Genomic DNA, 12500 nt, shown 5'->3' with positions numbered 1-12500 from the left:
TGTAGTCTTCCGCTTTTAGTTGTTTTTCCAGAACCTTGCTTGCGACGGTGATCGTCATTTCGACGAACTGAGTCTTCAATTGTTCCAGCGCCTTTCCTTTAGCGAGTTCGATCTCTTTCACTGCCTGATCCCTCTGAGACTTCACTTCTTGGTTTGTTTCTTCCAAAAGTTTGTCTTTCAGTTTCAGAGCATCGGATTTCGCTTCCGCGATCATCGCGTTGGCTTCGTCCTTCGCAGAGTTCAACCTAGCTTCGTAATCCTTTAGGAGAGCTTCCGCTTCCGAACGGAGTTCTGAGGCCTTTTTGATGTCGTTCTGTACGGTTTCGGCCCTTTCGTCGAGCGCCTTCAGAATCACATCCCAGGCAAACTTTTTCAGAACTAAGACTACGACCAGAAAGGTAACCAGAGTCCAGACGACCAGACCCGGGTTCACATCTAGGAGGCTTAATCCCTTAGCAGCTAAGAGTACCAAGTTTTACTTTCCCTTTTCTTCGGTTGCCGCAGTTGCAGAAGCTTTTGTCTGATTAGCAACGGTAGCTTTCAGACCTTCGTTCAGAGTTCCGGCAGCTTGAAAAGCGATCACGAGAGCAAACAATGCCGCACCTTCGATCAAAGCCGCAGCGATAATCATAGCGGTTTGAATTTTACCGCCCGCTTCCGGTTGTCTGGAAATTCCTTCCGTAGCGGAACCGCCGATTCTTCCGATCCCGAGCGCTGCTCCGAGAATTGCGACTCCTGCTGCGATCCCTACACCAATATATCCTAATCCAAATTCCATATTGCTCATTGCCTCCTGTGTTTACTGTTTAACTGCAATATTCTACAATCAATGCCTATGCATGCTTAATCCCACGAATAAGGAAGTAAGCAGTACGAAAATGTATGCCTGGAGAAAAGCCACAAAGATTTCCAGAACATAAATCAATCCGGAACCGACGATCGAAACCGGCACGATTCCCCAAGATTGAAACTGAAAGATAAAACCCATCAACGCGAGAATGATAACGTGTCCCGCGGTCATATTCGCCAAAAGACGAACAGTGAGGGCGAACGTTTTTGCCATCGGAGAAACGATGAACTCCAAAGGCCACATGATTAAATAAAGCGGAAGAGGAACTCCGTTAGGAACGGAATGCCAGATGAACTTAGGTCCTTGATGGACAAAACCCGCCGCATAAATGAGGAACATCGTAAGTAGCGCGAGTGTCATCGTAACGGAAATATCTCCGGTGACTGTGATTCCACTCCAAAGTTTCGCGACCAAGGGAACGTCGTGAGATCCGTGTCCACCGTGAGCGGCGATCAACTTTTCCGGAACCGGGGTAATCCATCCGGCTTTGAGCGCAAGGTCGGCTCCCAAGTCTTTTCCAACAACGAGAAGTTCACCCACCGGAGGAACCAGTCCCATTAGGTTACAAAAAAGGATAAAGAAAAACAGAGTGAAGATATAATGATAATATCCGTGACCGTGTCCGTGCATGCTCTCGTCCACGATATCCTTGCGTAAGAAATTTACGAAAACCTCCACGGTGTTTGCAAAGCGAGATTGAACTTGGAGAGGGTTTTTTGAGATAATTCTTGCGGCCGGAATAAAAATGATAAAAAGAAGAAGAGCTACGATCCACATCATCGTAACACGTTTGGTGATGTGCATATCGAATCCGCCTACGAAATGGAAACGTTTTCCAGTTTCGTGGTCGGTAAAGATCGTGGCGGCGGTAGAATCAAAACCAGACTCTCCTTCGAAAACCTTTACTCCGCCTACGTTGAACGGGAACTCGGCGTTGTCCATCAAGTGATGAACGATAACTTCGTTCAAATCGAAGGTTTCGTGAGAAACTTCCTCCGATGCAAATGCTTGGAATGGTAAAAATACGACTAAGAACGCAAAGAAGATTAACTTTTTTGTCATAAAAGAAGTCTGGTTTAGATACATTTTTTTCGAATCAAAAAATCGGATCGTATCGAATTACGAACCACTGCACAGAATTGGCGGATACTCCGGGTTTCTTTTTATTTTTACGAGATTCCGGAAGACTCAGCTCGCGAATACAACTATTAGAATGTGGCTGAAATGGGCAATCAAAAAACCGATTATAAAATCAGAACTATCGTTCTGTGAAACCGCGGCCCAAAGGGCAATTCCATTGCAAAAGAATGAAACCGCCATAATACCCATCTGAATTTCTACTCCTTTTTTCGGGTATCGAACGATCACAAAAATCTTAAGAAGATAAAACGGAAAGAGTAAGAATAAGGCAAGAATACTTCCCGAAAGAAAATTTCGATCTGGAAAGTAAACCTGAAAGATAAGGACCAATGCAAGCGTGAGTATCAAAAGGCCTAAGAGATATTTCTTCCAATTCATTCGATGATGTTTCCTTGGATACGGACTTCCGTTCAAAGAAGAAGTAAAGAGCGCAGAAGACGATTCAAATTTTATAATGGAATCAGTTTCAGACAAGAAGTGAACTGTAGATCGGCGAGATTTCCGTGGGAGATCCTACATTTTGCAAATAGCCGGGGATTGTTTGAGTTCCCACATTTTCAGCGAGAAGAATGCGGAACGGATCGTCCTTTGACGATTCTGATAAAATCCGAGTCCTTTTTAAATCTGTCAAAATCTGGATCATTGAAGAAATCTCGGGAAGGTTTTCCTAGTCGAAGCGTGATCGCTGCATAGCGGAGCGTTTCTTCCTTATCTCCTTGGATTGCGTAGAGACAGGCAAGGTTGAAAGGCAACCTAGGATCCGTGACGTTATCCGGGATCAGTTGATTTCCCAAAAACAACAACCCGAAATCTTTCGTGATTCCCGTATACGCAATGAGATCCGCCGCAAAAAACTCTCTTGCAGAAGAATAGGCGTTCCCACCTTTAAACCCGGTCAATTGAGTATTCCCAATTCCAAGAATCGGGATCGTGAGCGAATATAAACGAGCAACAGTTGCCGCCTCGGACCATTCATTATTGGAGATGTGCTCATTGAATTGAAGGGCGGCTTTAACAAGAAAATAATTCCGCAAGGTTTCTCCCAATCTTTCAGAATAAGAACAGTTTCCCGAAAAAATCAGAAGCAAAACCGCTAAAGCGGTCGGCATTGAGAATTTATGTTTTAGATTCAAGATAGCGACTGGGTTCACATTCTATCAAAATAAAATCTCGTCCTACTGCAACGCGAATTTTAAACGGACTACTTCTTCAACGTGGTTCTGTAAATGATGTAATAGATGCCGTAGGAAAAACCGAGAAGACAAGCCGCCAAAAGTCCGAACGGAGAGGAATGAAATTTAGTGTCCAGATAGTTTCCAAGATAAACGGAACCGACTACGATCACACCGAATTCGATTCCTAAACCCGCGAACTCCCAAGGTGAAAATTCTTTTTCATCCGATTTGGAATTCTTATCGGAAGGTTCTAAGTTCTTCTCCGACATAGCGACTAACGCAGAACCGTGCCGATCCGATTCCAACGAACTTCCATTCTCCAGATTCTATATCGAAGAGTACGTTCGATCCAACCCGCTTTGGATTCCTCCCGAACGAGACCGATCTCCGAAGGATGACAATTTTTTATGAGTTCTTCTCCCTGATACCGTTCCGCAAACTCGGGTCCTTTTTCGGAAAGTTCCTTTCCGTTTTTATACTCGCAGACGTTGTCCTTCCAATTGATGGAAAAATAAATGACCAGCGCTTTTCCGAGTATATCCTCCCTTTTGACAAAACCCCAGGCGCGGGAATCGTGAGAGTCGTCGCGGTTATCTCCCACGACCATATATTGATTTTCGGGAATCTGGCAACCGATCGAAAAATTACATTCGTATCCGTCGAGGCGTTTACGATCTTCTTCGTAACCTTCCAGAACATAGTGTTCAAAGCCGGGTTTCTTTTCTAAAAACAAGGATCGGGTCGGGGCGTAGAGATTGTCCAAATCTCCCAAAAGATTGCCCTCTTCCACTTCCACAGGATCGTAACCTTGAAACGTATTGGATCCTTTTTCTTTGTATTCGATCACCGAAACATTCACGTTCCCTTTTTTCGTGGAAAGAAATTTGGAAGTAATTCGAATCGTGTCTCCTGGAAGACCGACCACTCGTTTCACATAACGTTTTGCGAAAAATCCGTCCCGACTGTCTCCGAGGCTCAAGGCCCGAAGCGGGGGCGCAAAGGTTACGATATCTCCTCGTTTTGGATCGTCGATCCGGAAGAGTTCCGACTCGGTAAAAGGCATTCGAATCGAATATCGCATCTTGTTTACGAACAGAAAATCCCCGATTTTTAAGGTGGGAATCATCGATCCCGAAGGAATATTATTCGCGTCTAAAACCGAGGATTTGAAAGCAAATACCAGGATCACGATCAGAATAAAGGAAAATGTAGAGCTGATTGGAGATTCTTCCCCTGAGGACGAATCTTTTGTTTTTACCTCGGAGTTCATAGGGAAAGCAAAAAGAATCTTCTCTCCCCTGTCAATCCTGCGTTAAAAATTCTATCGGTTTTTCAAAAATCACCGATACTTTGATTGTGAAAGAGCAGATAGACCGCAAACTCATCGAACTCAGAAGGACCCTCGTTTCTCTCACCGATCAGTATCCGATCAGCGGACTGAAAGGCGGAACCGAAACTGAAGATATGGATGCGGATGAAATCCGAATTCTCCATTTGGCGGCAAAGGACCTGATCCCGGTCACCGTGAAGATCGGAGGTCCCGAGGCAAGGACCGATATCCGAATGCTCGTCAAAGAGGAGATCGAAGGAATCTGCGCTCCTATGATCGAATCCTCTTACGCACTTAAAAATTTTATTCAGACATTAAAAAGTATGCTCACTCCCGTGAACTACGGCAAAGTTTCCAAGTCGATCAATCTGGAAACCATCACGGGTTATAAGAATCTGATGGAAATCACGGACTCTCGTTCTTTCGAAGACTTAAATCAAGTTACCGCCGCTCGTTCCGATCTTTCGGCTTCCATGGGTCTAATTCCGGACGACGAAGAAGTGATGAGAGTGACGAAAAACATCGTCTATCTTTCCAGAGAAAGAGGAAAAAAAACTTCCGTCGGCGGAACGATCACTAAATCCAATTTCAGAAAAATCGCGGAAGTCATCGGCCCGGATCTCATCAATTCGAGACACGTAGTCGTAAACGTTCAGGAGTCTTTGAAAAAAAATCCGGAAGAAGTGGCCGAAGCGATGTTGTTTTTTGAGATCGAACTCTACGATTTATTTTCCGTCTTAAAACCGGAAAAGGCGTTCTCTTATAAAAACAGAATAGAAACCAATAGGGAAAGAATCGGAGCCAGAAAAGTACTCTACTCGATCCGGTAAGAATGGCGAAAGATACTCGGGATCTAATCTTAAAAACTTCCCTGAAACTTTTCTCCGAACAGGGTTACCACGGAACTACGATGAGACAGGTCGCTTCGAAGGCGGGCATCTCCCTCGGGCTCGCCTATCGTTATTTCGATTCGAAAGAGGCGATCCTTGAGGGAATCATTGAATCGCATGATAAAATTCTAAAACGTTATCTGACGGACGAAGTGGTTACAAATCCGAGCCGAGAAGATCTGATCGTAAACGTTTCCGAAAGTATCATCAGCCTTGTTAAGGAAAACGAAGACTATCTCAGACTTTATTGGAATCTGATGCTCCAGCCCAAGATTCATCGATTAAAACGAAGAAATATTCATCTCGTCAATATGATCTTTTTTGAAACTTCGAAAAAAACGATTCGCGCCGTTAAACCGAATTACACGGAATTCGAAATCAAGAACCTCGCTTCCACTACGATCGGTTATATGATCAACTATCTCACGAACAAAAAAGAATTTTCCCTCGACGACTTTCGCAACTACCTCGTTCACACCTTGAAAAATACATAACTCACGACCCATAGGGAGTGAGTTAGTCAACGAACAGCGGAGCGTCGTGAGTGACTCTCATGCGAAGCATGAGAAACAGAGTATTCCGTAAGAATCGAATTAGCCGATTGATAGCAGAGCGTTATCAATGGCTCCCAACGAAGTTGGGAAATCCGAGCGACCCATAGGGAGTGAGTTAGTCAACGAACAGCGGAGCGTTTACCGGTCGGATAAATTCCTTGCCAGACATTCTTGATGAAATAATTTAAACCGACGGAGACTCTCTCTTTGAAACGAATTTTATTTACGGAATTTTTTCCGGAAGGAAACCAAGATAAATCGGTAGCGAATCCTTGCCGGATGTTTCAGGATGCGGGGGACAAGCCGGTCGGTCTTGGCGAGTTGGAATGGCTTTGCACAAAGGGTTTGGTCTGGATCGATTTGGATTCGACGGAAGCGGAAGACATGGACTTTCTCGCGAGAGAATGTAATTTCCATCCGCTCGCAATCGAGGACTGCATCAACAAAAATCAAAGACCCAAATTGGACGAATACGGTTCGTATATTTTCATCGTTCTCCACCGGTTTCAATACGACACCGAAAAGAAAATCCTGAGGAGTAACGAGATCCATATCTTTTTCAGCGAAAAGTTCGTCGTCACCGTTCATCAAAAGGAAGAACCCTTAATCGAACAACTTAGGACACGTTGTATGACACAGGGAAACCCGCTTTCCAGAGGAACGGATCAGATTCTTTATATGCTTTTCGATCAGACGGTGGATTCCAATTTTCCGATTTTGGATAAGATGAGCGAAGAGATCGTTCGGATCGAATCGCAGGTCCTCGTCAATCAAGACAGCAATCAAACCATCGCCGGAATCCTTTTTCTGAAACGGAATCTCACTCGGATTCGAAGAGTCCTTTCCCCTCAAAGGGAAATCGTAAACAGCTTGATCCGAAGAGATAATAATTTTTTAAGTCCTAAGATTCAGATTTATTTTCGGGACGTCTACGATCATTTGAGTCGGCTCTATGAAACGATCGATTTGGATCGGGATCTCCTCGGGAACACGATGGACGCGTATTTTTCGGTGATTTCGCAAAGAACCAACGATGTTGTTAAACGACTGACCCTGATCAGTTTGATTTTTATGCCGCTCACATTTCTCACCGGCTTTTTCGGGATGAACTTCACCGCGATTCCGTACGACAACGTTCCGTTTTTGTATCTTACGATTCTTTCGGCCTCCCTCATTCCCCCCGCGATGATCTATTGGTTTCGTAAAAAACACTGGTTCAAAGATTAAAATCCTTATAAAGGATTCCGTTTTTTAAGAAAAAAGAATATTCTTGAAATCGTAGAAAAAATTGACGAAATTATTTTTTTCCTTCTTAGTAACCGTTCAGGGGAAACATGAGAATATTTCGAATTTACACGATTTCGCTGGTGTTCCTATTTTTAGCTCGGACGATGTACGCGGAATCGGTTGTGACCGCAAAAAAAGACGAGCCCGACGCCTATTACGGTCTGGACGTGAAAGCCGTAATTTCCCCCTCTTACGGCGCGAGAATTCGGGACGGCGCCTCCGGAACTTCCAATGCGGCTCCGAACGATAAGACCGGTTTCTCCACTCCTTGGACCCTCCTTATGATCTCTAAAACGTTCGAACAAACCGGAATCCAAGCGGAACTCTGGGGAGAATTGATTCGAAACAACCAGCTAACATCGGATACACGATCGGACACGGGAACAAAACAAAATCCTTACGTTCTAAACGTTCGCAGAGCCGGAGTTAAAAAGAATTGGGACACTTCTTGGGGAAGTTACACCCTAAGTTTCGGAATTCAAGAACTTCCTCATACTTATACTCAGTGGAGCAACTACTGGAAATGGAGATACATCGACCGTGGCCCTCTGGAATCCCTCGGCTTTGCGCCGCAACCCGCGGACGTCGGACTGAGCGCCCTAGGCAAATGGTCCGTCGTAAGTTCCCATCTCATGGTCGGCAACGGTGAAGGTTATAGAGAAACGCAAAACACCAACTCCGCGGGAATGGACGTTTCCTACCGGCTTTCCGTCGAACCGGAGTTAGGCGAAAAGGGAAAGGCCGGTTTTCATCTTTTTTACAGAAAGGAAAACGCGTTCGGCGCCGGAGGAAACGAATGTTTCGAAGGAAAAACAACCTGCCTTCCGAACGATCTGAATCCCGCAACCTCTCTATCGAGACAGACCAAAAGTTTACAATCCGACACGGCGGGTTCCGAAACCAACTTCATCTGGAACGGCTCCGTAAAATGGAATCTGGGCCTCGGAGGTTTTTTCAAAAAACGAAACAGCGGAGAAATCAGGGATCGACTGCAACCCTTTGCGACTCCGATTGTATTCGGCAAGGACGGTTTCGGAAAAGCGTTGTATGCCTGGTTTTCCGTCGGATTCGGCAACTTCAATCTCCTGGGAAGAATCGAACGGGGCACCGGAAACAACGGCGTGGTCGGAGCTACCGAAACGATTCAAAAAGAATTATTCGGAGTTCCGACCTCGAACGCAAGTATCGCGACGCAGATCCGCAACGTTCTGCCGGAAACGGGAACTTACGGATATTCGAGTAAAAGTTCGTTTCGAAGGATCAGCGTATTTTTTGAGTGGGTCGTCAATCCGCAATTTAGAATGGCGATCGGCTATATTGAAAACAAGAACTACGACACGAACGGAGTCGGACAAAAAGCCTACATCGATCCGCTCGGAAACGAAAGAACCGAAAAGGAATACCTAGGACAATGGGACGGCGCCGGAAACCTGGGAATCGTTTCCTACTCCGCATTGGATAGACAGATACTTTTGAGGACCACAATGGAATTTTAATTTAGGAGATTGTAATGAACCACAGGATAAAAATCGTATCGATTTTGTTTTCCCTTTTTACGACGGGAATTTCGATCGTACTACTGAGCCAGGAATCGAAAACGGAAAATGCCAAAGTGAGTTTTTTATTAGGAAAAGCTCATGTTCAAAAATCGGGCAAAACCTCCTGGGCGCCGCTGAAGTCGAACGATTTCGTGGACGAAGGAGATCTGATTTCCACGGGCAACGGTTCGAGAATTACCCTCCTCTATAAAGGTTCTGAATTCAAGATCCAACAAAACACTAAACTCAGACTTGCGAGTTTTTACGGAGAATCCAAAAACGGGAGGCTCGAAGTCGATCAAGGTTTTGTTTGGCTTAAGATCGTAAATCTCAAGGGAAAAAAATTCGACGTTGCGACCCCAAATTCGACGGCGGGGGTTCGGGGAACCTCGTTCTCGGTTTTGTACGACCTTCAAACAAGAGATTCTTCCTTTTGCACCTGCGAAGGTAAGGTTACCGTTTCCGGTTTTGAGGGAAAAGAAATTCTCCAGGAAAAAGGAAAGGGAACGATCGTCTCTTCCGATAATCCGGATATGAAAAAAGTGGAATATGAAGGAATCATAAAGAAGTTGAAGACCCTTCCGGGTTTTGAAGCGAGACTGAAAAAGAATCCCTCCTTAAAAAACTGCCTTTCCTGTCACACTCCGGAAGGTTGGACTCCGTCGGAAGACGTTCAAAAGGACGAAACCTACGGCAAACAATAAGGTGTTTCATTCCCTCCGAACTACGATCGTTCTTTCCGAACTCATCGATCTCGTAGGAACCCTTTCGAGAATCCACTTGACACTCGTTCGGATCTGCGCGAAACATAGACTCTCAAAAATAAGGAGTTTTTTTATGCACCCGGAATTACATATCAATTTCCTGGCTGTTTTGGTCGCAGTCGTTGTAAACTTTATCATAGGATCCCTTTGGTACGGTCCCATCTTCGGAAAACATTGGATGAAAGAAATGGGAATTCCCGCGGACTTCAAACCCGAGCAAAAGGAAGTACTGAAATCCCTGGGAATGATGGTAATCGGTTCTTTTCTAACGGCTTACGTTCTGTTTTACACGACGAACGTTTGGAGAGCGTCTTCCTGGCACGCGGGAGAGGACAGTCCCGCATACGTCTACGGATTCTTTTCGGGATTTTATACTTGGCTCGGATTCTATCTTCCTATGCAGCTCAATAACGTGGCCTTTGAAGGTAGATCCTGGAAATTTTTTAGCATCGGTGCGGGTTACTACTTCGTAGCTCTCCAGGCGGTCGCGATGATTCTTTCCTATTGGAGATAATCGGAACTCAAAATTTTTCATCCCTACTTTTATCGTTCCGAAGAAGGGATGACGTTTCCTTTTTGGGTCATTTTTCTTTGACAAAATAAAGTTCCGATTTTGATTTCTTCTTAGGAATCCATCCTAATAAAATCAATAATAGGAAAATCGAATGAATTCGTTTAGAAAAATGTACAAATCGACAATTGTAAAAATCCTGATGATAGGATTTATTTTGAGTTCGACTCTTCTGTGTTCGGCGGGTGTTGCGCGAGACCGATTTGTACATTCCACACAATGTCCCGAAGATAAAGTATCCGTCAAAAATATCGGCGGCGGCGCTTTTGAAGCGGAAGGATGCGGAAAAAAACAGACATACGTCTGCATCGAAGCGCAGTGGAATACGATTTGCCGCGCAGAGCCGAGTCTTTAATACGATCGAACGTTTTTAAAAGTTTCATGATTTCAGATTAACACAGTTGCTTTAAATCCACCTTTTTCAATGAAACGGAAAGGGATGAAAATGGATCTTTCAACAACTCTACAAGATAAATCTGTCGGAATTCCGACAATCCTCCGTGATATATGCGAGCCCCACCCGTGTTTGGGCGGAGGAGGAGAGGTGGTGGGAAGACTCCGGTGGTTTTTCTCTATCAGAAAATCATACTTTTTGCAAGTAAAAAGCTTCGTTCTTGTCGGAACACTTGCGTTTTATTGTATGTAAAGGTCACCGACCCTAAAACCACCTTGAAACGTCTGCGTTTTTGATCCCTCTGATTCCAAAAACCTTCTTAACTTGTGGGTAACGTTATAGATCCTAAACCCATATCCCGACATATAAAACGCGGGAATATGCATTTTTCTTTTCAATCTTTTAGGCAAACTCTAAGATAAAAAGATCGGCATCGGGATTCGATTGAAAACCGACGCCGATCTTTTTGAATTCAATAGGCTGGGTTCAGGCACTCGCGCTTTGAGAAGCGTATTTTTTCTTGTAAATCCCGTAACCGATCGCACCCAAAAGTATAATCAGCCAGATATACCAAAATTTAATGAGAAGAATGGTGATCGCCGTGATCACGAAAGCGATAACTCCGAGAACCACCTTGATCAAACCCCCGCCCAAATCGCCCACAAAAGGAATAAAACTCAAAAGAGAAGTCAGAGGTCCGGCCATCAGAGTGAAACTACTGAACATCGCGATAAATCCGACCAACCTTCCGACCCATTTCATGGTATTGTCGTCCGACTTGATATCCGCCATGGTTTCCGCAAAACCGCCCACACTCGCGCTCAAGAATTTATTTCCTTCCGCGGAAACGAACTGATTCACACTCTGCCCGTTTACGTCTCCGATAAAAGTCATGTTTCCATCCGGAATCGGAGTTACGGAAACCTTGACCCTTTCACAACCTTCTTTTTCGGATTCGACACAGGACTTGGAACTGTGGAGATAACCGTCGGCATAAACGAATCCGTTCGAAAAAATCTCGTCTTCGTTCGCGTTCCGAGAGGAAACCTGAGAAGCGAAATTCACGTCCGAGAGATTGACGGAATAATTTTTACCTTCCGCAAGAATCTCCGCACCGGAAGCGGAATCGGATTCGTCCTTTACGGATTTTCTATGATACGCTTTCGCACGACATCCGGAAAGTTTAAAACTCGAAGGATTTTCAGGGGAAGAAGTCCATTCCAACACGCATTTTCTGACTTCTTTTTTATTACTACCCGAACCTTCCGTTTTCACTTCTTCATCCCAAGCGTAAACTTCGGAGCTTACGGAATAAGAAATGTAAGGTCCACTTTTTACGAATTGTCCGCTGAGAGGATTCGCTTTTAGAGTTCCCGTCACGTACGAAGGTTGACCTTCCTTAGCCTGTCCTGCGGGAACCGCGTTTTTCAAAGCCGCGCTCGCCTGTTCGCAGGTTTCCACGTTGTAGATAATGATAAACGACACGGGTAACAAGACGATTCCTGTAAGAATACTCTTGAATGAATTTCCCATTTGGGATAAGAAACCTACACTTTCCGTTGAGGACATTCCGTCCGGACTTTCAAACGCCATTGATTTTCTCCTTTGATATTGGGCGGGAAACTTTTGCGGCCTGGATTTCCCTGTAAAATTGAAACTCACTCAAGCTGCAAGCTGTAGGAATGTCCAAGAACATCAAAGGATTGTAAATAATTTTTTGTATATTGGAGTGGGAATCTTATCCGAAAAAACCGTCTCAAAAACTTTCCATCGAATCTCGAAACGCCATCGATGACATTTTAAATTATTTTTAACGTGAATTTGGCGATTGAAAGATTGGGTATGTCGAGCGATCCATAGAGAGCGAGACAAACAAAAGCCGCGAAGCGAAAGCGTTGTTTCTCAGCGAAGCTGAGATGAGCGATCCATAGAGAGCGAGACAAACAAAAGCCGCGAAGCGAAAGCGTTGTTTCTCAGCGAAGCTGAGATGAGCGATCCATAGAGAGC

General features: G+C 44.6%; 15 protein-coding genes (1 of these 15 running past the window's edge). 7 read left to right on the top strand and 8 right to left on the bottom strand.

Annotated features, from left to right (window positions below):
• The 7 genes from LEP1GSC194_RS12955 to lepB all read right to left on the bottom strand — a co-directional run.
• On the bottom strand, positions 1 to 472 hold the 5' portion of the coding sequence (locus tag LEP1GSC194_RS12955; RefSeq protein WP_036042765.1) for a F0F1 ATP synthase subunit B. The gene continues 50 nt to the left of window position 1, outside the view; only the first 472 of its 522 coding nucleotides appear in the window; it begins with the start codon at positions 470 to 472; its stop codon lies off the left edge, out of view.
• Between the two features lie 3 nt (positions 473 to 475).
• On the bottom strand, positions 476 to 778 hold the full coding sequence (locus LEP1GSC194_RS12950; RefSeq protein WP_020774010.1) for an ATP synthase F0 subunit C: 303 nt from the start codon (positions 776 to 778) through the stop codon (positions 476 to 478).
• A 48-nt stretch (positions 779 to 826) separates the two neighbouring features.
• The gene (atpB, locus tag LEP1GSC194_RS12945; RefSeq protein ID WP_020774013.1) at positions 827 to 1936 is read right to left on the bottom strand and encodes a F0F1 ATP synthase subunit A; all 1110 of its coding nucleotides are present in this window, start codon (positions 1934 to 1936) and stop codon (positions 827 to 829) included.
• 102 nt (positions 1937 to 2038) lie between these two features.
• Positions 2039 to 2368, bottom strand: a complete 330-nt coding sequence (locus LEP1GSC194_RS12940) for a hypothetical protein (RefSeq protein ID WP_020773996.1) — start codon at positions 2366 to 2368, stop codon at positions 2039 to 2041.
• A 179-nt stretch (positions 2369 to 2547) separates the two neighbouring features.
• Positions 2548 to 3099: a TPR end-of-group domain-containing protein gene (locus tag LEP1GSC194_RS12935; RefSeq protein ID WP_020774009.1), complete on the bottom strand. Its 552-nt coding sequence runs from the start codon at positions 3097 to 3099 to the stop codon at positions 2548 to 2550.
• 92 nt (positions 3100 to 3191) lie between these two features.
• Positions 3192 to 3434: an AtpZ/AtpI family protein gene (locus LEP1GSC194_RS12930; protein ID WP_036042762.1), complete on the bottom strand. Its 243-nt coding sequence runs from the start codon at positions 3432 to 3434 to the stop codon at positions 3192 to 3194.
• A gap of 5 nt (positions 3435 to 3439) precedes the next feature.
• Complete coding sequence (gene lepB, locus LEP1GSC194_RS12925; RefSeq protein ID WP_020774030.1) at positions 3440 to 4435, bottom strand: signal peptidase I; 996 nt, start codon at positions 4433 to 4435, stop codon at positions 3440 to 3442.
• Between the two features lie 86 nt (positions 4436 to 4521).
• On the opposite strand from lepB, the gene LEP1GSC194_RS12920 reads away from it, so the two are divergent.
• The 7 genes from LEP1GSC194_RS12920 (at position 4522) to LEP1GSC194_RS12890 (ending at position 10454) form a co-directional block, all read left to right on the top strand.
• Positions 4522 to 5325, top strand: a complete 804-nt coding sequence (locus LEP1GSC194_RS12920) for a hypothetical protein (RefSeq protein WP_020774020.1) — start codon at positions 4522 to 4524, stop codon at positions 5323 to 5325.
• 2 nt (positions 5326 to 5327) lie between these two features.
• Entirely contained in the window at positions 5328 to 5879 is a 552-nt protein-coding gene (locus tag LEP1GSC194_RS12915; RefSeq protein WP_020774008.1) for a TetR/AcrR family transcriptional regulator, read from the top strand.
• Positions 5880 to 6146: 267 nt separating this feature from the next.
• A complete protein-coding gene (gene corA / locus LEP1GSC194_RS12910; RefSeq protein ID WP_020774019.1) occupies positions 6147 to 7166 on the top strand; it encodes a magnesium/cobalt transporter CorA in 1020 nt (339 codons plus the stop codon).
• Positions 7167 to 7273: 107 nt separating this feature from the next.
• Entirely contained in the window at positions 7274 to 8722 is a 1449-nt protein-coding gene (locus LEP1GSC194_RS12905; protein ID WP_036042761.1) for a hypothetical protein, read from the top strand.
• Positions 8723 to 8736: 14 nt separating this feature from the next.
• On the top strand, positions 8737 to 9468 hold the full coding sequence (locus LEP1GSC194_RS12900; RefSeq protein ID WP_020773997.1) for a FecR family protein: 732 nt from the start codon (positions 8737 to 8739) through the stop codon (positions 9466 to 9468).
• Between the two features lie 133 nt (positions 9469 to 9601).
• Positions 9602 to 10042 carry a DUF1761 domain-containing protein gene (locus LEP1GSC194_RS12895; RefSeq protein WP_036042773.1) on the top strand — a complete coding sequence of 147 codons (441 nt, stop codon included), beginning with the start codon at positions 9602 to 9604 and terminating at the stop codon, positions 10040 to 10042.
• 151 nt (positions 10043 to 10193) lie between these two features.
• Positions 10194 to 10454, top strand: a complete 261-nt coding sequence (locus tag LEP1GSC194_RS12890) for a hypothetical protein (RefSeq protein ID WP_020774031.1) — start codon at positions 10194 to 10196, stop codon at positions 10452 to 10454.
• 525 nt (positions 10455 to 10979) lie between these two features.
• On the opposite strand, the gene LEP1GSC194_RS12885 is transcribed toward LEP1GSC194_RS12890, so the two are convergent.
• Positions 10980 to 12086 (bottom strand): TMEM43 family protein, encoded by a 1107-nt coding sequence (locus LEP1GSC194_RS12885; protein ID WP_020773999.1) that lies wholly within the window; start codon positions 12084 to 12086, stop codon positions 10980 to 10982.
• Between the last annotated feature and the right edge of the window lie 414 nt (positions 12087 to 12500).

The sequence above is a fragment of the Leptospira alstonii serovar Sichuan str. 79601 genome (assembly GCF_000347175.1).
Classification (GTDB): Bacteria; Spirochaetota; Leptospiria; order Leptospirales; family Leptospiraceae; genus Leptospira; species Leptospira alstonii.
Note: the sequence above shows the minus strand (reverse complement) of the source record. Positions and strands in the feature narration are given on the sequence as shown.

What these genes read in the sequence shown, in the direction of transcription:
- LEP1GSC194_RS12950 (WP_020774010.1), bottom strand. Translation starts at nt 778, where the DNA reads ATGGAATTTGGATTAGGATATATTGGTGTAGGGATCGCAGCAGGAGTC.
- atpB (WP_020774013.1), bottom strand. Translation starts at nt 1,936, where the DNA reads ATGTATCTAAACCAGACTTCTTTTATGACAAAAAAGTTAATCTTCTTT.
- LEP1GSC194_RS12940 (WP_020773996.1), bottom strand. Translation starts at nt 2,368, where the DNA reads ATGAATTGGAAGAAATATCTCTTAGGCCTTTTGATACTCACGCTTGCA.
- LEP1GSC194_RS12935 (WP_020774009.1), bottom strand. Translation starts at nt 3,099, where the DNA reads ATGCCGACCGCTTTAGCGGTTTTGCTTCTGATTTTTTCGGGAAACTGT.
- LEP1GSC194_RS12930 (WP_036042762.1), bottom strand. Translation starts at nt 3,434, where the DNA reads ATGTCGGAGAAGAACTTAGAACCTTCCGATAAGAATTCCAAATCGGAT.
- lepB (WP_020774030.1), bottom strand. Translation starts at nt 4,435, where the DNA reads ATGAACTCCGAGGTAAAAACAAAAGATTCGTCCTCAGGGGAAGAATCT.
- LEP1GSC194_RS12915 (WP_020774008.1), top strand. Translation starts at nt 5,328, where the DNA reads ATGGCGAAAGATACTCGGGATCTAATCTTAAAAACTTCCCTGAAACTT.
- LEP1GSC194_RS12905 (WP_036042761.1), top strand. Translation starts at nt 7,274, where the DNA reads ATGAGAATATTTCGAATTTACACGATTTCGCTGGTGTTCCTATTTTTA.
- LEP1GSC194_RS12900 (WP_020773997.1), top strand. Translation starts at nt 8,737, where the DNA reads ATGAACCACAGGATAAAAATCGTATCGATTTTGTTTTCCCTTTTTACG.
- LEP1GSC194_RS12895 (WP_036042773.1), top strand. Translation starts at nt 9,602, where the DNA reads ATGCACCCGGAATTACATATCAATTTCCTGGCTGTTTTGGTCGCAGTC.
- LEP1GSC194_RS12890 (WP_020774031.1), top strand. Translation starts at nt 10,194, where the DNA reads ATGAATTCGTTTAGAAAAATGTACAAATCGACAATTGTAAAAATCCTG.
- LEP1GSC194_RS12885 (WP_020773999.1), bottom strand. Translation starts at nt 12,086, where the DNA reads ATGGCGTTTGAAAGTCCGGACGGAATGTCCTCAACGGAAAGTGTAGGT.